An 18,772-nucleotide genomic window follows, 5' to 3' on the forward strand; every position below is an offset into this window, starting at 1 on the left:
TGCCTTTTCCACCGTTCCCTCGTGCGGAGGCGTACTTGCTAGCACTGCCACTCCTTACGCTCGGAGTTGATTAGGCCGGATTCGCAGCCGGAAGAACCAAGGCTCTGCCCCGTTCACGCGGCAAGCAATGTAGGAGCACACAAACCCGCGAGGCAGTCAAAGCGCACCTCCGCCTGCAGAATGCCTGGGGAGAAGGCCCGGGCGAGAAGCATATGCGCCCTGCAACACCCAGTATGCCGGGCCACAATTGCATCGCGTACCGTGAAAGCAGTGTGGGAACCACTAGAACCACGCTAGGCCGGCCCTTGGGTGAAATCATCCGTACCGACTACTCGAATTTATGTACCGGCGGCTACCTAAGTACTTGTAGGGCGGGAAGAGTCGAACAGCTCCCGGGCCTACGGAAAGGAAAACGGAGTATCTTGGCACTGGCAGATGCTGTTGATGCTGTTCCATCCGGCGCCCACCGTGCGCCTGGCTTCGGAGACGAAGCCGCCGGTTCCGGTGGGGCGGTACAGCACGAGCCTGCCGTCCCTGCGTTTGGCCAGGAGGTCCTGTGCCCCATCCTGTTGTACCAGTCACTTGCCGGGTCCTCACGATCGCTGAAGGCCTTTTTCGGCGTGGTGTCCGAGGACGTGGTTTTGACGATGTCGAAAGTCACCCTCGAAACGGGAAATGCCTGCAGCGAGCCAGACGCGTTCTTGCTCGTACCGTCGGTGAAGTTGACCCGGACTGAGTAGTTGACGACTTCAGGATCTGCTGGAGTCCAGCTCAACGCTGCCGGGACGGTGGGTACGCCTGGCGATATTTCGGCGTTGGGAATCGGTGCCGAAAGCCACTCTACGGAAACGACGTCGTTCCCGTCCGGGGCCAGCCTCGGCTTCCTGGGCCGGACCGCCGTGGTGGCCGGTTGGGGGTAGGACTCCCGTCACTCGTCCGTGGCCTGGACCTCTACATTCTCAAGCGTCACAGCCCCATGCTGGATCTTGTCCGCCAGGTCATTCTGGATCGCCAAGGCCAGGATGTGCCCCGCGTTCACCGGGTCCTGTGCCACCTCGGCGGGGGCCGTCATGTCCGGTTCCTCGTCAGTGGTGTACATGGGGGTAGCCAGGGCCGCGGCCTGAATTGCGCTGGCGTCAGCCTTGATGTCGATTACGAGCGAAATCCGAAGATGGGTCATGGCCTTGTTCTCCTCATCCGAAGGGTGCGCGGGGTTTGAACTGTACCGTCTGCTGTCGGGAAGTTGAATGGCACCAGGACGCAGGTGTCCGGCGGTCATGGTCGGGCAATCAAGATCGGTGGAGATAGGTGCTCACGGCGAAAGTCGGGCGTACTACATGGAAGTACCGGATTCAGGGAAAAGCCTTGAAAACGAATCCGGCACCAGGTCTCCCGTAGCTTACGGGAGTCCTTTTTTAATTTCGGGGCAAATGGCTGACTCAGCCTGCCAATGCAACGGGATCGGCCAGTGCTGCCCGCCCACAATATAAATTTGCAGAAAATGCAGGAGCAAGAAATGACCACAACTCCGACGATCCGTAGCCGCCATTCCTTCCTCGACCCGGTTTGCAATGATTTCGACAGTTTCCTTGGGCCTGCTCGCCGGACCTATTGCCATCGCCGCGCCAGCCACGGCATCGAACGATCATTCCAGAAAAGCTGAGTGTACCGTCACGGCGCTGGACCCGTATGCAAAGGACAAGGACGCCGATGTTCGTTACAACCAGAAGATGTTCCAGGTGCATGACCGCTATGACACCGAGAAAATCGGGGACGCCTGGGACACCGTCTCGGTTTCAGGCCACCACGACAAGATCGTCGATGTGGAGAAGGTAACTGCTGACCGGGGCGATAAGTTCGTCAAGGTCTACCACACTGTTCGGATCAGTGTGGAGGACAAGGACCATCGTGGCCACGGGAACGGCTCGTCCGATTTTGACCGGAGTGACACCGTCAAGATCTGGGTTAATAACAACCACAAGTAAGAGTCAGCGGTCTTTACCGCTGACTGACTAGCGACTGGGAGGACGACGGCGGCACCGCAGGTGCCGCCGTCGTCCTCGGTCCACCCCTGTTACTCACACCGACGTTCCGCAGGGGGCTTCCGACGGCAACCCACGGGGTCGTACTCAGCTGTTTGGCCGGCGTCCGCTGACATGAACCGGTGGATCGTTTTAGCCCACTCGCGCTCACCCGACGCCAGCGGGCGCGAGGACGGGACGCGCACCGACTGAGGTCAGATCGCTGTCAAAGTCGGCCGACTGAAGCAACCTCAGGGCAGGCTCTTGACGCTGCAGGTGATAGACAGCTGGATCGAAGGTGAGGGACACCATGCCCTCTAAATCGTGGCCTTCAGCTATGTCGACAGTCAGGGATGCGGCAGCGCCGGAGCCAAGTGGAAGCCGGCAGGCACCGCAGCGACACCTTGGGTCGGTGCCAAGCCACTGTTCCCTGGGACCTTCCAAGGAACTCCATACTTCTTCCAAGGACGGCGGCGGAGACTTGAACCGGCCGGTGGCGGTGGTCTTGCGTCCACCCACCGGGACAGGCCTGCCTAGCCAGTCCGCTGCCGGCCGCCAAATGGATCGTGGCGTCGTCTAGGATTCGTGTATGCGCCGGACTGTTGTGAACAACATCGTCTCTCTGGACGGATTCTATGCTGACCAAAGCGGGAACCCGACGGTGCTGAACATGGATGAGACTTTCGACGCCTACAACCTTGAACGGCTGCGGTCGGCGGGAACGGTGCTGCTGGGCAGAACGTCCTTCGAAGGATTCGGCGCCTACTGGCCGGCCATTGCTGACGCCGGCGAGGACCCCAACAACCGCGCGTTGAGTCCGGACAACCGGGAAATCAGCCGCCTCTACAATCGGGTATCGAAAGTCGTGGTGTCGGACTCCCTGAATGTCCCTGCGGACCACCCTTGGGCGGCCACCACGACCGTCATCCGACGAGACGACGTGGGCAAGTGGCTGGAACAGGAAAAACTCAACGGGACTGGAGACATCCTGATCTTCGCCAGTCGCATTATGTGGAACGGCCTGCTGGCCCAAGGGCTTATCGACGAATTACATCTAACCGTTAGCCCCGGCGCCCTCACCGCAGGCCTGCCCCTGTTCCTCCAGCCTGCAAACCTTTCCTTGCTGGACGTTCGGGCGTTCCCGGGATCTGGCAACGCCCTACTGCGCTACCGCCCGGCGCCGGCCTAAAGCCAGCCGCCGTCGTCGGACTTAATCGTCTTCGCCGCCCCCGGAGGCGGCCCCGAACCATCTCTTCAGGGGAGGGAGCAGCTCGTCCTGGTCTTCACCTATCCATGCGACGTGGCCGTCCGGCCGGAGCAGGACCGCGGGCGCGTCCAGTTCCCCGCTGGTGTCCGTGACGTGGTCGATCCGGTCCGTCCATCCTGTTACGGAGAGTCTGCCGGTCTGGTCGAGCAGGAGCCCGCGGCCCTCGCAGGTGAGCTCGTAGAGACGGCCCCGCGACAGAGGGATGTCGCGAAGCCGCCTGCCGAGCAGCCCGGGTCCTTCGCCGAAGTCGTAGCGGACCCCGATCGAGCTGATCCTCTCCGCGAGGAACTGGCTGACGTCGTCGAAGTCCATCAGCTCGGCCAGCAAGCGGCGCACGGCCTGGGGGCCGGGCTCGGGTGAGATCAGTTCGCTCTGGGCGCGGGTGATGGTCAGCACGTCCGCGGCGACCGGGTGGCGCTCGGCTTGGTAAGTGTCCAGCAGCCCTTGCGGCGCCCAGCCATTGATGTCGGCGGCGAGCTTCCAGCCGAGGTTGAACGAGTCCTGGATGCCGAGGTTCAGACCTTGCCCTCCCAGCGGCGGGTGGATGTGCGCCGCGTCGCCGGCGAGGAACACCCGGCCCGCGCGGTACTGCTCGGCCAGCCGGGTGGCGTCTGTGAAGCGGGAAACCCAGCGCGGTGAATGGACACCGAAGTCGGTGCCGGCGTAGGCCCGCAGCTGGGTCCGGAGCTCCTCCAGGGTGGGCGGGACCGAGCGGTCCTCGGCCACTGTGGCCGCAGGCACCACGGCCCGGAACAGCCCGTTCCCGGCGGGGCCGACGCCGAACCCCCTGTGGGTCTTGCGGACCTCGTCCACCACCCTGGCCAGCTCGTCCGGCGGCGTCGTCACCTCCATCTCGCTGTGGATCCATTCGTTCGTGGCGGCGTCGCCGGGGAAGCCGATGCCGAGCTGCCTGCGAACCAAGCTGCGTCCGCCGTCGCAGCCGACCAACCAGCGCGAGCGGAGCCGGGTGCCGTCGGCGAGCCCGACGCTCACCCCGTCCCCGTCCTGCTCGACGCCCGTCACCTCGCAGCCGCGGCGGACTTGTGCACCGAGTTCGACGGCGCGCTCCGCCAGCAGGCGGTCAGTGACCGGCTGCTGGATGCCGAGGATGTAGCCGTGTGCGGTGTCCAGGTTCGCCGGCACGGGTTTGTCGATCCCGGTGAAGCGGCCGACCCCCGGGTACTGCTGCCCCTGTGCGAGGAACCGGTCCAGCAGGCCGCGCTGGTCCATGATCTCGATGCTGCGCGGGTGCAGGCCGAGCGAGCGGACCGCCTTGCTCGGCTCCGCGTCCTTCTCCAGCACGAGCACGTCCACGCCATGCAGCCGCAACTCGCTGGCCAGCATCATCCCGGTCGGCCCGCCACCGCTAATGATCACGTCAAACATGTGAAACCCCAATCCAGAATTTAGCTGCGGCCAACCATTCTGGTTGAGGGCAGGGGCCTTGCGGCAAGCCCCCTAGCGGGCTATATCCTGAAAGTGGCAAGGTGATTGATTCTCCTTGCCTTTCGCGTGGGGGTGTTCAACCGCATGTGACCCCGTGCAGCGCCGGCCACACAGGATCGATCCCGCCCATGAGTCTAAGGATGCCGCCGTCAGCCTCCCAGCGCAGACGATAGGAGCCGTCAGCGATGGGTTCGTAGCCGTCGTCCGTAGTCCAGGAGCTCACCCGTGTCCCGATTCCGCTGCGACCGACCGCATATACTTGACCGCTGCCCGCGAAGAGGAAAGAGTACTCCCGGGCAACGGCCCGGCAGCCGTTCGGACCCTCTGGTTCGAGCACGTGGTAGGTGGCACTCAAGTCGCCGAGCGCCCCGGTCAAGCTGCTCAAGCCCACGCCGAAGACCACCAGTCGGTACAGCAGGCTTATGAGCGCGTTTCGGCGCGTCCTGCTCCCGCCTCCAGTCGCACGACGGGTTATCAGGAGCAGTGCCAGCGAGGCTGCGAGCAGCATGGCGGTAATAGCCCAGCCAGGCAGCACGCCTCCCGCGATCACCAATACCAAGCCGCCCAGATTTGCTAACGCTGTCACGGCAGCGAGCAGCAGGCAACAGGTGGCTGCCCGGCGCAGCAGCGGGACGTTCAAACGGCCTGAAAGATTTTCCCCAGTCTTCATCGGGTGTCAGTCTAGCTTCGAAGGCCTTCAGGAGCGCCGGTGACTGAAGATGGCACATCATATTGAATAGAAAAAATCGGAGTATGAGGCCATGTCTATCGTTAGTCGATTGGTCCTCCCGCTTCGCGTCCTGCTGGTAATGGTGCTCCTCGGGCTGCTGGTGGCCCAGGTCATGTCGTTCCCCGGCGAGTTTCTCTTCACCACCGAGGAGGGGTCCAGAGCGGATCCCTGGCGATGGCCGATGCTGCTGTTCTGGGAACTGGAAGCCGTATGCCTGCAGGTTGTGATCGTGTGCATCTGGCGGTTGCTGACCTTGGTCCAGCGCGACCGGATCTTCACCGCGGCCTCGCTGCGGTGGGTGGACGTGATCATGTGGGCGTTCGTCGCGGCGTGGCTGCTGCTGGCGGCCATGGCCGGTTCCCTCGTCGCGTACATCTATTTCACCCCCGAGCTGCGCGATCCCGGGATGCCTGCGGTGTTGATTGGCGCCACGCTGATCGGTGCGGTGCTGGTTCTGCTGATCGTGGTGATGCGGGACCTGCTGCGGCAGGCGACGTCATTGCGGGCCGACATGGAAGGGGTGATCTGATGGCGATTGTGGTGCGCATCGACGTGGAGCTGGCCAAACGCAAGATGAGCGTGGGGGAGTTCGCCGAGCGGGTCGGGATCACCCCGGCCAACGTGGCGGTGCTGAAGAACGGCCGGGCCAAGGCGGTCCGCTTCAGCACCCTGGACGCGATGTGCCGGGTCCTGGGTTGCCAGGCGGGCGACCTGCTCGAGTGGGTCGACGACGATGCTGCCGGCGACTCGATGGAGCAGCCGTGAGGTGGCTGGTCTCAGGCGGTGCGACCTTCGCGAAGGGCTAAGCCCCGCGGGGCACCCTGTCCGGGTGCACCATGTCACCGAAGCCGTGGACCATCCACCGGCCGTGGTCGGGTCGCCATACAAGCGTGATCAGCAGCGGGTCGTCCAAAATTGTGGCCGGTGTGATGAACGTATTTTCCTTGGCCTCCCGGATAACGCGCATGTAGCAGACCTCGAGGTCTCCGTGGGCGTAGACGGCTTCCTGGAGCATGCCGGGGTCCTCGATGGAGTCCAGCAGGGCTGCGGCGATTTCAAAGGCTCCCCACAACGGCCGGGACTCCGGGGTCACGATCAGATGAAGGTCGTCCAGGTTCTTTTCCCTGTCATGCAACGCCCTGAAAAACCAGTACCCGATTCGGCGCGGATCATCCGCGGTCTCCTGCGACTCGTCCGCGTAAAGGTCAAAATCCTCCGTCATGGCACAAAGGTACTCGTGGGGCCGGGGCGCTGACGAGCCCTTCCTTGGCAGGGCCTACGGGCTTCCCAAACCAAAACTCAGGTTTGACCCGTCGTAGGCCCTCCCAAAATGGCGGCCATGGCCGGCTGGATGTATTTTTCACTGAACCACTGGTAGGGATTCTCGTTGCCGAGATGGATGCGCGCGGTTCCGGACGACGGTAGCAGGCTGGCCTCCTGGCCTTTCAGAGGGATCACAACTGCGTTGAGTCGGGCGCCGTCGATGGTGACAGGCGCAATGGCGTCTAGGGGCACCGATCGTGTGCCGGCCTGGGCGTTCTCCACGCTGAGGGTACCGATCTGACGGCCGCCGATCAGGCCGGAGCCGTAGATCTCAACCACTTGCCCGACGCGGAAGGCAGGAACTGAGTCTGCGTCGTCGAAGACAACTCCCGGCCCGGAGGCATCGTTGACGAAGCCGGCCTCGATGGTGGCAGGTATCTGCACGTACGCGGCGGAGACTGCGGTTGCCGCCGTCAGCAGAACAGTCACGGTCACGATTCGCAGTTTCGATCGCTGCGGGTCCCAGCCTTCTTTGACAACGTTGATGTACCCGGCAACGGCCCGTCCAAGGACGAGGGCCACGATGAGGAGGGCTATCACCGCTCCCCAGCCGCCGAACTTGGCAATCACGTCGAGCCAAAGGGACAAAGCCGCGATGATCAGATAGGCCGGGAAAAGCATGCACAGCACCCCGTAAGCCTTGAACCGTCGAAGCGGGGGTAGTTCATAGGGGGTGGCATGGCCGAAAAGTACACGGGAGATCATTCGGCGTGCATCCCGCAGCGATTTGTCACGCAGGTGGCTGATGTTCAGGTATGACATCAGGGCTATGTATCCGTCCAGTTTGACGAAAGGAACGAGGTTGATGATCCCGGAGGTGTATCCGAGAACCGCATAGACGAGGAGCCCCGACCTGATCTCCGGTGTGCCCGCTGCGAGGGATAGAAGACTGGCCGTTCCGGCAAGGACACTCTGGGTGACAATGCCTGCCAGCGCGATTGACACCCTTTTCCACTTCGAATTCAGCCGCCAGCCGTCGGAGACGTCACAGAAGAACGCGGGGGTGAGGTAGAAAAGCATGAACCCGATTTGGCGGGGCTTTCCGCCGAAGGCTGTCAGGGCTGCCCCGTGTCCCATCTCGTGCAGCATCGTTGAGAGCATCATGGCCACGATGACTGCGAGGTAAGTGGACAGTGGCAGCGGTGTGGTCAGGGCGTGCCAGACGTCTCGTGAGGAGGCGGCCAGCACCACCACACCCGCAAACATGATCAGGGTGTAGACGACGACCATCCTCGTCCCGATTAGCTTGTCGAGTGTTGGCTTAATACGGCTTAGGAACGGTGCAGGGCTGAAGAATGCGATCTGGAGCGTCAAGGGTGGGATAAAGCGGATCCGCCGTGGTTTCCCGAGCTGTGTTGTACCGTCTTCGATCCAGCCTTTGGCCGAGAACGCCTCGAGTGCCTGGGCGACTGCTTCGGACGTCCATTGCCGCCCTGTCTGCCGAAGCAGGTGTCCTGCCAGTTCCGGGGGTGTCCGGACGCCGTCGACGGATTTCAGGAGCGCGGCAACGTCTGCGGAAACTCTAAAAATCCGCCCCCCGGCATCAGATACAGTCCAGTCCTGTCCCGAGGCCGTTATATCCAGGCCACTTCGTAGCTGCGGAATGCGGGGCCCGGACGGCGCCGGCGATTGCGTCGTTGCCAACCTACGTCAGGTCCTTCTTCATGGTGACGAAGTACCCGCCCAAGCCAAGGACCAGAAGCCACCCGAGCACTGTGATGCTGGCCTGGGGGACCTCGAGCAGTCCTGAGCGGGGATCCAGGTACAGGGATCCCATGGCGTTGGTCATCAGGAGCCGTCCGGCTGCCGGTGCGATCGCCTGAACGCCTGGCTCTACAACAAGGCAGAGTCCGAAGACCGTCACCAGGCTGGCGATGGTGTTCCGCACCAGTAAACCAAGGCAGACTCCCCAGATGCCTGCGGCGAAGTTGACTGCTGCGCAGCCGAGAAGCACCATCCATCCTGTATGGGCCATGGACGGATTTAGGCCCTCGGTGAGGAGGAGCAGCCAGGCTGACGGCAGGGACAACGCGGCTCCGATTCCGGCACCGATGGCGCCGATCACCGCACCAGCGGCCAGCTTGCTGATGACATACGCCTGCCTCCCGCCACCCATGACGATAGAGCGGGCCGCCGTGCCCTGGGCGAAGTCGTGGGCCACGAAGTACGCGCCGAACATAGCGATTACCAGGGACAGGGCAAACCAGCCGCGGATAACTTCGGTGGTCGCCCAGGTCGCATCGAGGGCAATTCCCGCTGCCGCCTCATGGGCAGATGTGAGAATGCCCCAGCTGGCGACGACGACGAAAACTATGCCGGCCATCATGAAGGCCAGGAAGGTGTAGCCGGTGCGGAGTTTGGTCAGTTCGGATGCGATTCCGTTAAGCATTTTTTGCCGCTTCCGCGAGTGAAGAGTCGGTGGGAGGAACCAGCTCGAAGAAGCATTCCTCGAGCCGTCGCGTGCCGCCGGAGGTCAGGTCATGCAGGGACCCGGAATAGCGGAGCGTTTGTTGAAGGATGACGACGTCGTCCACGGTCTGTTCTACTTCTGCAAGCATGTGACTCGAAAGCAGGACTGTGCTGCCTCCCTCTGCCCGTTTGCGCAGGAAGGTCCGCAGCCAATGGATGCCTTCAGGATCCAGCCCATTGGTTGGTTCGTCCAGGATCAGCACATCCGGGTTGGCGAGCATGGCGACCGCGAGTGAATGCCGTTGCCGCATTCCGGTGGAAAGCTTCTTGACCGGAAAATTGCGGGCATGATCGAGCCCGGTCAGATCCAATACTTCGTCCGCGCGGGATGCAGGCAGACCCAGGAGCTGGGTGCAGACCCGAAGGTCCCGGGCGACAGTGGCATCGGGTGTGTGGCCAACGCCTTCGATGCTCACCCCGATCCGCCTGGCCTGCGTTCCGAGTTCGGCAAAGGAGCCTCCCATGATCCGGGCGTGCCCCGATGTTGGTTGGATAAGTCCCAGCGCTCCGCGAAGGGAAGTTGATTTTCCGGCTCCATTTTTTCCCAGCAGGCCAACGATGCGGCCCTGTTGGACGGTGAAACTGAGGTTCTTGACGACTTCCCGGCCGTTGAACGTCTTGGAGAAGTTATCGAATTCCAGAATATTGACCACGAATGTTGAGGCTTTCTTTGCGGTTTTATCGGTTTTCCTGAGTAGAGCCTGCGGACGACGTGGAACCGAACCGGTGGCCGGCTCCACGTCGCCTGCTACAGCGTCAGATCAGGTCAGGATCAGCACGCCGCCGCCAACCAATGCGGCGCCGACGAGCACTCCTGCGCCGAAGCCGGCTGCCGTGTCCCAGAATCCCGGAGCTTCGAGCTGTTCCAGCTCGTCGATCGCGAGGTCCAGGGGAGCGGCCGACGCATCCATCAGTTCAAGCATGTTCGACATCCGTTTCTTTTGTTCTTGCGTTGTTTAGGTCAGTGCAACGATGGCTGCTGCGGTGCCGAGTGCTGCGATGCCAGCACCGACGCCCACGACGAAGCCGCCCCAGAAATCGGGTGCTTCCATGGTTTCCAGCTCTGCGATATCCAGATCCAGCGGCATGTTAGTCATTTCCGTGTTCATTCTTTTCCCCCCTTTCGAATGGTCCTCTAGGCCGCACCGGTTGCACGTCCCCCCATCGTGTGCGCGCCGGCGGCCTCCGCGAGGAAGGCCGCGACATCAGCGGAGGCCAGGCCCTGCAGCATTGGAAGGCCACCTCCCCAGGCGCGCGAAATCTGCTGTGCGATGCGATGAATGTCAGAGAGCTGTAGCGGCAAGGGCTGGGTCAGCCCCCACTGCGACAGAACTTGTTCGAGGGCTCCAACCGGGGTCCTCGCGGATGCCCCGGCCGTGGCGGCCAGTGCTTGGCCCACGTCCCTGAGGCGGTCCGAGGAGCCGAACCGTGCATCTCCGGATTCGATCCTTTGCCAGTAGGCCGGGAGTATCGCTGCCACCGCGTCCATCTTTGATATTCCATAGGCCATGGACAGCTCGGTTGCGATGATCCAGGGGAGTGTTCCATAGGAATGGCGGCCGAGGCTGCTCCACCCCGTTTGAGAGAAAGAACTGAGTTCGGCAATGTCCCGGCGCACCTGGCTGGCGCGTGCGGTCTCTTTTCCCGGGTCAAATGTCCGGGCCTCGTTGCCGGCCTCGACTAGGGCGCGGATCGATGCCAGGGCGAGGGAATCGGCGGAGCGCCGCGGTTTGGCAGTCATGACGAATGGTGTAGAAAGCCGGAAAATCGCCTCGAGGGCCCCGGCCAGGAGCATGCCGACGGGCAGTGTCGCGGTCAGGCCGGAGTCCAGGAGCACGGCGTCCGCCCCGAGCCCCGAACCTGAGATGAGCCGCTTGCGTGCGCCCTGGGTAAGGCAGGCGCTCATTGAGGACTCCGAACCGGTGCCCACGGTTGTAGGTACCAGTCCAAGGGCGTTCCCGCGTGATGGTCCGTCCGGAAGGACGACATGGCCGGACCGGGACCGGGATGTTATGGCCATCCTGTGTCCCGGATGCCAGATGGCTGGCACCAGCTTGGCCGTGTCCATCGCGGCGCCGCCCCCTATTCCCACAACTACTTTCGCCCGGGGGGCCCGTTCCGCCGTACGCAGCAAGGCGGCTTCGTCTGCCGCGGGCGGAACGCAGAACAGATCCGCCGCGCCCTGCAGCTGCTGCAACAGTTGTTGCCCGCCGGGGGATGACGGGATTGCCGGGTCGATGACCGTCAGGACAGGAAGGTCCGGCCATTCCCGGACCGAGCCGCTCACCCAGTTGACGAAGTCGGGCATGGAGGTGAACATCCAGGGCCCGGCGGGCACCGTGCGCACTGTGCTACTCATCGGCGTTCCTCCGAGACAGCGAATTCTGCCAGGCCCGCAGCGATCGATTCGAAGAGCTCTCTGACTTCCTCCTCGGAGTACGTCAGCGACGGGATCAGCTGGATGCCCCGCGGTCCCGGATACACGCTGGCACCGGTCCGACGAATGCTACCGAGGAGGGAGGCTATGCCGGCGCCGGCGACTGGTGAACCGTCTGGTCCTGCCACCTCCAACGCCCGGAAACATCCCCGTCCGCGGTGGGCCGTGACCGATGGGTTGCTGGCCATCAGGTCGTGGATCGCAGTGTCGAGTTGCCGTGATACCTTCACGCCGCTGTTAAGGGCGTCGAGGCGTTCGAACTCGGACAGGGTCGCAACGATCGCGGCGGCCGTGGCCGGTGTTCCAGCCTGCGTCTCACCGTGGGTGAAAACGCTGCCAGACGTCACGAAAAGCCGGGCTATGTCCTGTGACGTCAGGACTGCCGCTGCGGCGCAGGCGCCGTTGGTGAGGCCCTTTGACGTGATCAGGACATCTGGTCCCTGAGGCCAGGCCTCGGAGGCGAACATCGGCCCGGTCCTGCCAAAACCGGTGGCTACCTCGTCTGCCACGACGAGGAACCCATACTCCTCCCGGAAGCCGAACAGTGCCTGGAGGAAATCGTCCGGCACCGGGTAGGCGCCGGTGCCCAGGACCGGCTCAACCACGACCGCGGCGATACGGTTGCCCTGCAGCGACATCAAGGTGGAAAGTTCCTCGACGGAGTCATGGCCGATGTGGCGGATAAGTTTTTGATCTACCCCGTAGAGTCGCTGGCCCAGGTCTTCGCCGGTGAGCGAGAAACTGCCGTAGGTCAGGCCGTGATAGCTGCCGCGCAACGCCACAACCAGTTGTTTTTGGGGAAACCCCCGGAGGTCCTGCGTCTGTCTGGCCAGTTTCATGACCAGGTCATTGGCCGCGCTCCCTGAGGTGGAGTAAATCACCCGAGCGAAGCGGTCCTGGCCCGCAGCATTCAGCAGGGCAGTTGCTGCCTCCTCCGCGGCCGTGTTCCATTGCCGGAACAGAGTGGAGTAGGAGCAGTCAAGGAGCGCCGTGTGAACGGCGGCCGCGATTGCTTCATTGCCGTAATCCAGGTTTACGTTCCAAAGGCCGCTGGTTGCGCAGAGGACTTCATCGCCGTTCCCGAACCTGATTCTGTGACCGGACGCGGACACCACCCCGGTTGAAGGCAGGTTCGTTTCCGTCAAAGGCTGTAGTGACGGCCAGAGCGCGCTAGGCACGGTGCCCCACCTCCAGAATGACGATTTCATGCGCTGACCCAGGCGTTCTCACGGGATGCGTGGCCAGGACTGCCAGGTTGTTTGCTTGCAGCTCCGTGGCCAGCTGGTGCGGAGGCAGGACCCGGACCGCGGTGGTGAAAACGTTCACCCGGCTGCTGGTGTTGGTGTCCTCCGGAATGAGGGTGATTTCGCGGACGCTCCTGTCCGGCACGATGTATTCGTGAAGGCAATAAGGCATTCCGGCCGAGTCCTTGATCAGTTGCACGTTCTCGACGGGGGCTCCGGGGGCGGCGAGGCTGGCGTCGCCCTCGGGGGCGGTGGTGGAGAGGAAGAACCGGCCTTCCGGTGCCAGGACGGAGGCCATGTTCCGGAACAGCCGGCTGCGGGCACCGAGGTCAAGGAGCGACACGGTCACACACCCGAAGATGACCGTGCTGAACTTCAGTCCCGGATCGAAGTTGCAGATGTCGCCTTCAACCAGTGTCAGCTTGTTCCGCAAATGCACGTAGCCGGCGTCCAGCCGGTCGGACAATATGGCCAGCATCGACGGTGACAGATCAACCGCCGTAACTTCCCTGCCCAAAGCCAGAAGGGGCAACGTGAAGCGCCCGGCACCGCACGCCAACTCCAGGATCGGCCCGGTGGTACGGCGGGCAATGGCAATCATTTCGCGCAGTTCGTGGCCGTCCTGCTGGGCGACCGCGTCATACAGCCTTGCGCCGAGAGGATCGTAGATGTCGTGGACAGCAACGTCGGTGAGCTCTCTGAGGACGGTGGCTGCCCGGCCGTTGATGTTTTCCAGAAGCGTTGCCATCAGAGGCCCGCGGCTTGGACGGAACCGAACCGGATGCCCTTGGCATTGAACGAATTCTCGATCTGGCGGATGGATTCTTCAGCCACCGACTCCGGGCAGCCCAATATCCGGGCTGCCTCAGCTGCGTCGGATCCGATAGCCAGCATGACGTCAACGAACTTGGCAGCGTCCGAACCCAGCCTGTAGGTCTTCGACGTCGCACCGTCATGCAGGTGGGCCACGCTGCTGTTGAAAAGGAGCAGCGATGACTGCCCCGGTACACGGACTTCGGTCCCGTCCAGGGCCGGTACCAGATGTCCGCCGAAACCTGACACCCGCATGTCCTGGAGCCCTCGGACAGCGGCATGCCGGAGGGCATCCGCCGCCAGCATGTAGTGGCTGATCCACGGGCGATCGGCGACTTCCGGCCGCAGCCCGACCTCGGTTATTCCCGAAACCCAGCTTCGGGACCAGCCTCGGTCGGAGTCGCCCAGAGTTCCCAAGGGGATCCCCGAGGGTGAGGTGAACACTTCCCCCGAGCCGGCGACATAGATGTGGCTCACCTCGGCCGAGCCGGGAAGGAAGCCCAAGGACGGCATGTCTCCGAGGAGGGACTGCGGGTGGAGCAGCGCGGCAGGAAACTTTCCCGCCGAACGGGCCGTGTCTGCATCCCGGTAGAACGCAGCCACGTCCATATCACTGCATGCCCGCAGGATCGTGGGGCCGCCGACGGGAACAAACTCGGAAACCGCGTAGGACTGTTGCTGGACGTAGAAGTCCTCACCTACTTGAATATCGGCGTCGGGATCCCGGAACTCACCGACATAGGAAAACACCTGCCCGCCGTTGCTCACAGCCAGTGGCTGGCCGGAACCCCGAGCCTGTGCGGCGCCCGGCACGAAGACCGTCGTCGCTGGCGTTAGGAACTCATGCCTTCCCACGTCTGGAAGCAATGACGCATCCTCAATCACCACGACTTTGCACGCTCCATTTGGCGCATCCACGCCGCGAGCCCATGACATCAAATTGGCGGCTATCGACCGCGTGTCCCCATTCACAGGCATGAAGCTAACACGGCCTTCCTGCATAAATCCAGTCGTTAGGCTAACGTTTTGCTTAATCGCTCATGACGCCGAAACGAACGATGGGGGGGCGTCAATAAGATCTTGACGAATGATGGCGATTATGACTCTAATGGGTGGCATGACTACTCGACAGAAAAACGGTTTCGCCGCCTACGGCGGTTCACTGCTCGCCCTGCTTGGCATGGTCGCGGGCTATTTCGCTCTTACGGCCAGTGAGGACGTGAATGCCCTGGTTCTGGTTGTCGCCGTCATCGCGCTCGTGTGCGGCGCTTTGCTCGTGTCGGCTGCCATTGTGGGGATTCGCAAGGCAGACAACTAGGCCGTGGATCCGGTCTCCTTGTCGGCTGCCATCGCCGAGGCGGTAGCGAATGCGAACCCGGAGCTCTCCAAGCGGCTGGACGGTGGCGAGGATGTGTACCCGGAGATCCTGGAAGTGGCTGCCCGGGCGCATGAAGAGACGCGGAGCATCCTTCAGTCCGCAGTCGACTCGGCCCGCCGCGCCGGCCACAGCTGGGAAGCAATCGGCCGCATCCTGGGGGTATCCAAGCAGGCAGCCCAGCAGAGGTTCGGGCACCGGCAGCAACCGTCTGAGGATGACGTCGCGGCGGTAAAGCGGCTCTACCCGGTCAATGCCTTCAACGAAATGACTGTGCTCCGGGAGATTGGGCAATTCGGATGGCATTCCGTGGGGTTCGGTGTCCGGTTTCACCGCATCGAGTTGTCAGCCGAGCAATGGGAACATACCCGGATCATTGCAAACCCCAAGGCCATTCATGACTTGGAAGCGCAGGGCTGGCAACGGATCGGGGAGCAATCCTTTCCCTGGGCCTATTTCAGCCGTCCGCTGCACGCCCCCCGCCTGGAGGGGGACCCGCCGTCGGACGTCCTCCGGCTCATCAGAGGTGACGCCGCTTCCGGCCGATAGCAGGTGCCCGGAACCGAGACGCCTGAGTCGGTTCCGCTAGGCTGAGCTCATGACGTTGGGGGACGCGGTAGAGCCGCTTGTGCACATTCAAAACTTTCGCATGGATTTCGGGGACACGACTGTCGTCAAAGACCTGTCCTTTGACGTCCGGGCCGGTGAAACCTTCGGGTTCCTGGGCAGCAACGGATCCGGGAAGACCACCACGCTGCGGGCGCTGCTGGGCATCTACCAGCCCACAGCCGGGACACTGCACATCGGCGGGAAGGTCTTCGAACCGCGGGACGGGGCACGGCTGGGGTACCTGCCGGAGGAACGGGGACTGTACAAGAAGGAAGCCGTCCTGGACGTGATGGTCTACTTCGGCCGGCTCAAGGGCCTGAGTAAACACAGTGCCCGCGCCTGGTCGCATACCTACCTGGAGCGGGTGGGCCTCGCGGACAAGGCCGCCGGCCGGCTGGATAAGCTCTCCGGCGGCCAGCAGCAGAAGGTCCAGCTCGGCGTCACCATCATGAACGAGCCCGACCTGCTCATCCTGGACGAGCCCACGAAGGGTTTCGACCCGGTAAACCGACGGCTGCTGATGGACATCATCGAGGAGCAGAAGCTCGCCGGTGCCACGGTCATCATGGTCACGCACCAGATGGAGGAAGTGGAACGGCTCTGTGACCGGGTGATCCTCCTCAAGGACGGCACGGCCCGGGCATACGGGACCGTCGCCGAAGTCCAGGACCAGTTCGGCGGCACCGTCTACCGGCTGGGCTACGAGGGCATCCTGCCCGCCTCGGACCTGTACGACGTGGTGCGCGACGGCGATGGGCTCGCCGAGTTGGCCCCGGCCTCCGGGGCCGACGAAACAGCAGTGCTGCGGGAACTGATCGGAGCCGGCGTCGCAGTGCGCAGCTTCGCCACGGCACGGGCGTCGCTGGAGGAGATCTTCATCCAGGTGTACGGGGAACAGCACGAAATGGCGGAGGTCTAGGACGATGGCACGCACAGCATTCAAACAGCACAACCTCGGCACCGTCGTCGGGTTCGAATTCATGCGGACCATCAAGAAGCGCGGGTTCGTAATCGCCACCCTGGCCATCCCGGTGGTCTTCGCGATCATCTTCGCTCTCATTTACGCCAGCAACTCCAGTACCTCGGCAAACGCCGACGCCCAGAAGAACTCGGCGCTGACCTTCACGTACACCGACGCCTCCGGCCTTATCCCCGCGCCGCTGGCCCAAGCGGCCGGCGGGAGCCTGACGTCCGACCCCGGCGCGGCGCTCGAGTCGGTGAAGAACGGCAGCAGCGAGGCGTACTTCGCCTACCCGGCAAGTCCCGCCACCGAGCCGGTCAAGGTCTATGGCGCGGACAGGGGCATGTTGCCAAACACCTGCTGGTCACTGCTGCCCAGTCCCGGGTCAATGCGCCGGAAATCACCGCGGCCCTGAGCGGGGAGGTGACGTTCGACGCCGAAACGTACCGGGACGGACGGGCCTCCGGAGGGATCGGCTCAGTGATTCCGCCGCTGCTGTTCCTGGTCATTTTCTACGTCAGCATGATTTTGCTTTCCAACCAGATGCTCAACAGCACCTTGGAGGAGAAGGAAAACCGGGTCACGGAGATGATCCTGACCACCCTGAACCCGACGACCCTGGTGACCGGCAAGATCATCTCCCTGTTCGCCGTCGGGCTCCTTCAGGTAGCAGTGTTCCTCGCCCCGATCGCCGTCGGCTACTTCCTCTTCCGCGACTCAGTGGCCCTGCCCGACCTCGACCTGTCCTCCCTGGTGTTCGAGCCCGTGCCGATGATCACCGGGGCGCTGCTGCTGCTGGGCGGGTTCACCCTGTTCACCGGCGTGCTCGTGGCGATCGGTGCGATCATGCCGACGGCCAAGGAAGCCGGCACCATCTTCGGTCCGCTGATGGCCCTGATCTTCGTGCCCTTCTACGCCGTCAGCCTCATCATCAGCGACCCCACAGCCCTGATCGTGCAGGTCTTCACGTACTTCCCGCTCACCGCCCCCGTCACGGCGCTGCTCCGCAACGGCTTCGGAACCCTGGGCGCCGTCGAATCGGCCATCGTGATCGCCGAGGTGTTCATCGTGGGGATCCTCATCCTGCGCCTGGCCGTGCACCTGTTCCGCTACGGCTCCATCGAATACGGCCGCAAGCTTTCCATCGCCGGGACATTCCGCCGGAAGGAACTGACGGCCAAGTAGCGGGTTTGTTGCCGTCCCGGTGCGAGAATGTCCGCATGCTCATATTCCTGGAGACCGAGCGGCTGATGCTGAGGCAGTTCACTCCCACCGACGCGGACCTGCTCCTGGAGCTCGACGGCGATCCGCGCGTGATGCGGTACATCACGGGCGGCGCCCCGACGCCCCGGGAAGAGGTTGAAGACGAGGTGCTGCCGGCGTTCCTGGGCTACTACCGGAAATTCCCCGGCTACGGCTTCTGGGCCGCCGTCGAGAAATCAACCGGAGATTTCCTCGGCTGGTTCCACTACCGGCCCGCCCCCGGCGATCCGCCCGACCAGCCCGAACTGGGCTACCGGCTGCGCTGCGAGGCCTGGGGGAAGGGGTACGCCACCGAGGGGTCCCGGGCGCTGATCGCCAAGGGGTTTACCGAGTTCGGCGTGCAGCGGGTGGTTGCTAACGCCATGGCAGTGAACACAGCCTCGCGACGGGTGATGGAGAAATCCGGGATGCGCCTCGTGCGTTCCTTTGTCGCTGACTGGCCCGTGTCCATCCCGGGCGATGAACACGGCGTCGAGTACGCGATCTCCCGGAGCGAATGGGAGCTCAACCCGGCCGGCGTCTTTGGCCGGTGATCCGCAGGCGCCGGCCGACTACCTTTGCACTATGTCGTCCGCCACCCGGTGAAGGTCCTGAACCCAACCGATTGAACGGCTGGGTGCTCCCGAACTAGCCTCAAAGTTCGAAAGGGCTTCCGCTATGCCTTCCAAAGCCTCCGCGATATTTGCCTTGACGGCCTCGTAGCCTTCCTCCGAGCGGGGATCAGACGAAGCCGCCCGCAGCTGCTCCGCTCCGGACCTGATGATCAGTGAAGCCTCGTACTCGTTCACACACATACCCCGGATTTTCTCGGTAT

24 protein-coding genes are annotated in these 18,772 nt (G+C 63.2%); 11 read left to right on the forward strand and 13 right to left on the reverse strand.

Translation table 11 applies throughout. The annotated features are described in order from the left end of the window. The first annotated feature begins 422 nt into the window (after positions 1 to 422). Positions 423 to 740 carry a hypothetical protein gene (locus tag J7I85_RS02710; RefSeq protein WP_214846267.1) on the forward strand — a complete coding sequence of 106 codons (318 nt, stop codon included), beginning with the start codon at positions 423 to 425 and terminating at the stop codon, positions 738 to 740. A 188-nt stretch (positions 741 to 928) separates the two neighbouring features. On the opposite strand, the gene J7I85_RS02715 is transcribed toward J7I85_RS02710, so the two are convergent. Beyond that, positions 929 to 1,180, reverse strand: coding sequence for a hypothetical protein (locus J7I85_RS02715; RefSeq protein WP_214846269.1), 252 nt, complete (start codon positions 1,178 to 1,180; stop codon positions 929 to 931). A 391-nt stretch (positions 1,181 to 1,571) separates the two neighbouring features. Between J7I85_RS02715 and J7I85_RS02720 the strand changes: the two genes are divergently transcribed. Both J7I85_RS02720 and J7I85_RS02725 read left to right on the forward strand, forming a co-directional pair. After that, a complete protein-coding gene (locus J7I85_RS02720) occupies positions 1,572 to 1,985 on the forward strand; it encodes a hypothetical protein (protein ID WP_214846271.1) in 414 nt (137 codons plus the stop codon). A 625-nt stretch (positions 1,986 to 2,610) separates the two neighbouring features. After that, on the forward strand, positions 2,611 to 3,210 hold the full coding sequence (locus tag J7I85_RS02725) for a dihydrofolate reductase family protein (RefSeq protein ID WP_214846273.1): 600 nt from the start codon (positions 2,611 to 2,613) through the stop codon (positions 3,208 to 3,210). Between the two features lie 21 nt (positions 3,211 to 3,231). On the opposite strand, the gene rox is transcribed toward J7I85_RS02725, so the two are convergent. Together rox and J7I85_RS02735 are read right to left on the reverse strand one after the other, a co-directional pair. Beyond that, positions 3,232 to 4,674, reverse strand: a complete 1,443-nt coding sequence (rox, locus tag J7I85_RS02730; protein WP_214846275.1) for a rifampin monooxygenase — start codon at positions 4,672 to 4,674, stop codon at positions 3,232 to 3,234. A gap of 136 nt (positions 4,675 to 4,810) precedes the next feature. Continuing rightward, complete coding sequence (locus tag J7I85_RS02735) at positions 4,811 to 5,404, reverse strand: hypothetical protein (RefSeq protein ID WP_214846277.1); 594 nt, start codon at positions 5,402 to 5,404, stop codon at positions 4,811 to 4,813. Between the two features lie 91 nt (positions 5,405 to 5,495). On the opposite strand from J7I85_RS02735, the gene J7I85_RS02740 reads away from it, so the two are divergent. Beyond that, positions 5,496 to 5,993: a DUF2975 domain-containing protein gene (locus J7I85_RS02740; protein ID WP_214846279.1), complete on the forward strand. Its 498-nt coding sequence runs from the start codon at positions 5,496 to 5,498 to the stop codon at positions 5,991 to 5,993. Next, positions 5,993 to 6,229 carry a helix-turn-helix transcriptional regulator gene (locus J7I85_RS02745; protein WP_214846281.1) on the forward strand — a complete coding sequence of 79 codons (237 nt, stop codon included), beginning with the start codon at positions 5,993 to 5,995 and terminating at the stop codon, positions 6,227 to 6,229. Before J7I85_RS02740 ends, J7I85_RS02745 begins: the two co-directional genes overlap by 1 nt. A gap of 37 nt (positions 6,230 to 6,266) precedes the next feature. On the opposite strand, the gene J7I85_RS02750 is transcribed toward J7I85_RS02745, so the two are convergent. From J7I85_RS02750 to mpaB, 10 genes are all read right to left on the reverse strand, one after another. After that, a complete protein-coding gene (locus J7I85_RS02750) occupies positions 6,267 to 6,686 on the reverse strand; it encodes a hypothetical protein (RefSeq protein WP_214846287.1) in 420 nt (139 codons plus the stop codon). A 77-nt stretch (positions 6,687 to 6,763) separates the two neighbouring features. Continuing rightward, positions 6,764 to 8,431 carry a daptide biosynthesis intramembrane metalloprotease gene (gene mpaP, locus J7I85_RS02755; RefSeq protein ID WP_214846288.1) on the reverse strand — a complete coding sequence of 556 codons (1,668 nt, stop codon included), beginning with the start codon at positions 8,429 to 8,431 and terminating at the stop codon, positions 6,764 to 6,766. A gap of 1 nt (position 8,432) precedes the next feature. Continuing rightward, complete coding sequence (locus J7I85_RS02760; RefSeq protein ID WP_214846296.1) at positions 8,433 to 9,176, reverse strand: hypothetical protein; 744 nt, start codon at positions 9,174 to 9,176, stop codon at positions 8,433 to 8,435. Then, the gene (locus J7I85_RS02765) at positions 9,169 to 9,909 is read right to left on the reverse strand and encodes an ABC transporter ATP-binding protein (RefSeq protein WP_214846298.1); all 741 of its coding nucleotides are present in this window, start codon (positions 9,907 to 9,909) and stop codon (positions 9,169 to 9,171) included. The genes J7I85_RS02760 and J7I85_RS02765 overlap by 8 nt, the downstream gene beginning before the upstream one ends. A gap of 108 nt (positions 9,910 to 10,017) precedes the next feature. Next, positions 10,018 to 10,188, reverse strand: coding sequence for a hypothetical protein (locus J7I85_RS02770; protein WP_003803987.1), 171 nt, complete (start codon positions 10,186 to 10,188; stop codon positions 10,018 to 10,020). A gap of 24 nt (positions 10,189 to 10,212) precedes the next feature. Beyond that, positions 10,213 to 10,353, reverse strand: coding sequence for a daptide-type RiPP (locus J7I85_RS02775; RefSeq protein WP_214846300.1), 141 nt, complete (start codon positions 10,351 to 10,353; stop codon positions 10,213 to 10,215). A 38-nt stretch (positions 10,354 to 10,391) separates the two neighbouring features. Further along, positions 10,392 to 11,615, reverse strand: coding sequence for a daptide-type RiPP biosynthesis dehydogenase (mpaC, locus tag J7I85_RS02780; protein WP_214846301.1), 1,224 nt, complete (start codon positions 11,613 to 11,615; stop codon positions 10,392 to 10,394). Beyond that, the gene (gene mpaD / locus J7I85_RS02785) at positions 11,612 to 12,901 is read right to left on the reverse strand and encodes a daptide-type RiPP biosynthesis aminotransferase (protein ID WP_308159372.1); all 1,290 of its coding nucleotides are present in this window, start codon (positions 12,899 to 12,901) and stop codon (positions 11,612 to 11,614) included. Before mpaD ends, mpaC begins: the two co-directional genes overlap by 4 nt. Continuing rightward, positions 12,864 to 13,685 (reverse strand): daptide-type RiPP biosynthesis methyltransferase, encoded by an 822-nt coding sequence (gene mpaM, locus J7I85_RS02790; RefSeq protein WP_214846302.1) that lies wholly within the window; start codon positions 13,683 to 13,685, stop codon positions 12,864 to 12,866. The genes mpaD and mpaM overlap by 38 nt, the downstream gene beginning before the upstream one ends. Next, positions 13,685 to 14,752: a daptide biosynthesis RiPP recognition protein gene (mpaB, locus tag J7I85_RS02795; RefSeq protein ID WP_308159373.1), complete on the reverse strand. Its 1,068-nt coding sequence runs from the start codon at positions 14,750 to 14,752 to the stop codon at positions 13,685 to 13,687. Before mpaB ends, mpaM begins: the two co-directional genes overlap by 1 nt. A gap of 115 nt (positions 14,753 to 14,867) precedes the next feature. Here mpaB and J7I85_RS02800 point away from each other — a divergent pair, with 115 nt between their 5' ends. The 6 genes from J7I85_RS02800 (at position 14,868) to J7I85_RS02820 (ending at position 18,491) form a co-directional block, all read left to right on the forward strand. Beyond that, the gene (locus J7I85_RS02800) at positions 14,868 to 15,068 is read left to right on the forward strand and encodes a hypothetical protein (RefSeq protein WP_214846309.1); all 201 of its coding nucleotides are present in this window, start codon (positions 14,868 to 14,870) and stop codon (positions 15,066 to 15,068) included. Positions 15,069 to 15,071: 3 nt separating this feature from the next. Then, positions 15,072 to 15,674, forward strand: a complete 603-nt coding sequence (locus tag J7I85_RS02805; RefSeq protein WP_214846311.1) for a hypothetical protein — start codon at positions 15,072 to 15,074, stop codon at positions 15,672 to 15,674. Between the two features lie 100 nt (positions 15,675 to 15,774). Continuing rightward, positions 15,775 to 16,653 (forward strand): ABC transporter ATP-binding protein, encoded by an 879-nt coding sequence (locus tag J7I85_RS02810; protein WP_251023861.1) that lies wholly within the window; start codon positions 15,775 to 15,777, stop codon positions 16,651 to 16,653. Positions 16,654 to 16,657: 4 nt separating this feature from the next. Further along, a complete protein-coding gene (locus tag J7I85_RS24825) occupies positions 16,658 to 17,110 on the forward strand; it encodes a hypothetical protein (protein ID WP_251023862.1) in 453 nt (150 codons plus the stop codon). An 8-nt stretch (positions 17,111 to 17,118) separates the two neighbouring features. Beyond that, positions 17,119 to 17,880, forward strand: coding sequence for an ABC transporter permease (locus J7I85_RS24830; protein WP_308159374.1), 762 nt, complete (start codon positions 17,119 to 17,121; stop codon positions 17,878 to 17,880). A 35-nt stretch (positions 17,881 to 17,915) separates the two neighbouring features. Further along, complete coding sequence (locus tag J7I85_RS02820) at positions 17,916 to 18,491, forward strand: GNAT family N-acetyltransferase (protein WP_214846321.1); 576 nt, start codon at positions 17,916 to 17,918, stop codon at positions 18,489 to 18,491. Positions 18,492 to 18,772 lie beyond the last annotated feature (281 nt).

This window comes from Arthrobacter sp. ISL-65, from assembly GCF_018613795.1.
In the GTDB taxonomy this organism is placed as follows: Bacteria; Actinomycetota; Actinomycetes; order Actinomycetales; family Micrococcaceae; genus Arthrobacter.

Excerpts from the sequence above, each read along its gene's own strand:
- J7I85_RS02735 (WP_214846277.1), bottom strand. The coding sequence starts at position 5,404 with ATGAAGACTGGGGAAAATCTTTCAGGCCGTTTGAACGTCCCGCTGCTG.
- J7I85_RS02745 (WP_214846281.1), top strand. The coding sequence starts at position 5,993 with ATGGCGATTGTGGTGCGCATCGACGTGGAGCTGGCCAAACGCAAGATG.
- J7I85_RS02760 (WP_214846296.1), bottom strand. The coding sequence starts at position 9,176 with ATGCTTAACGGAATCGCATCCGAACTGACCAAACTCCGCACCGGCTAC.
- J7I85_RS02715 (WP_214846269.1), bottom strand. The coding sequence starts at position 1,180 with ATGACCCATCTTCGGATTTCGCTCGTAATCGACATCAAGGCTGACGCC.
- J7I85_RS02810 (WP_251023861.1), top strand. The coding sequence starts at position 15,775 with ATGGATTTCGGGGACACGACTGTCGTCAAAGACCTGTCCTTTGACGTC.
- J7I85_RS02720 (WP_214846271.1), top strand. The coding sequence starts at position 1,572 with ATGATTTCGACAGTTTCCTTGGGCCTGCTCGCCGGACCTATTGCCATC.
- J7I85_RS02775 (WP_214846300.1), bottom strand. The coding sequence starts at position 10,353 with ATGACTAACATGCCGCTGGATCTGGATATCGCAGAGCTGGAAACCATG.
- J7I85_RS02740 (WP_214846279.1), top strand. The coding sequence starts at position 5,496 with ATGTCTATCGTTAGTCGATTGGTCCTCCCGCTTCGCGTCCTGCTGGTA.
- J7I85_RS24825 (WP_251023862.1), top strand. The coding sequence starts at position 16,658 with ATGGCACGCACAGCATTCAAACAGCACAACCTCGGCACCGTCGTCGGG.
- J7I85_RS02750 (WP_214846287.1), bottom strand. The coding sequence starts at position 6,686 with ATGACGGAGGATTTTGACCTTTACGCGGACGAGTCGCAGGAGACCGCG.
- J7I85_RS02725 (WP_214846273.1), top strand. The coding sequence starts at position 2,611 with ATGCGCCGGACTGTTGTGAACAACATCGTCTCTCTGGACGGATTCTAT.
- mpaM (WP_214846302.1), bottom strand. The coding sequence starts at position 13,685 with ATGGCAACGCTTCTGGAAAACATCAACGGCCGGGCAGCCACCGTCCTC.
- mpaB (WP_308159373.1), bottom strand. The coding sequence starts at position 14,752 with ATGCAGGAAGGCCGTGTTAGCTTCATGCCTGTGAATGGGGACACGCGG.
- rox (WP_214846275.1), bottom strand. The coding sequence starts at position 4,674 with ATGTTTGACGTGATCATTAGCGGTGGCGGGCCGACCGGGATGATGCTG.
- J7I85_RS02770 (WP_003803987.1), bottom strand. The coding sequence starts at position 10,188 with ATGTCGAACATGCTTGAACTGATGGATGCGTCGGCCGCTCCCCTGGAC.
- mpaD (WP_308159372.1), bottom strand. The coding sequence starts at position 12,901 with ATGAAATCGTCATTCTGGAGGTGGGGCACCGTGCCTAGCGCGCTCTGG.
- J7I85_RS02820 (WP_214846321.1), top strand. The coding sequence starts at position 17,916 with ATGCTCATATTCCTGGAGACCGAGCGGCTGATGCTGAGGCAGTTCACT.
- J7I85_RS02800 (WP_214846309.1), top strand. The coding sequence starts at position 14,868 with ATGACTACTCGACAGAAAAACGGTTTCGCCGCCTACGGCGGTTCACTG.
- mpaC (WP_214846301.1), bottom strand. The coding sequence starts at position 11,615 with ATGAGTAGCACAGTGCGCACGGTGCCCGCCGGGCCCTGGATGTTCACC.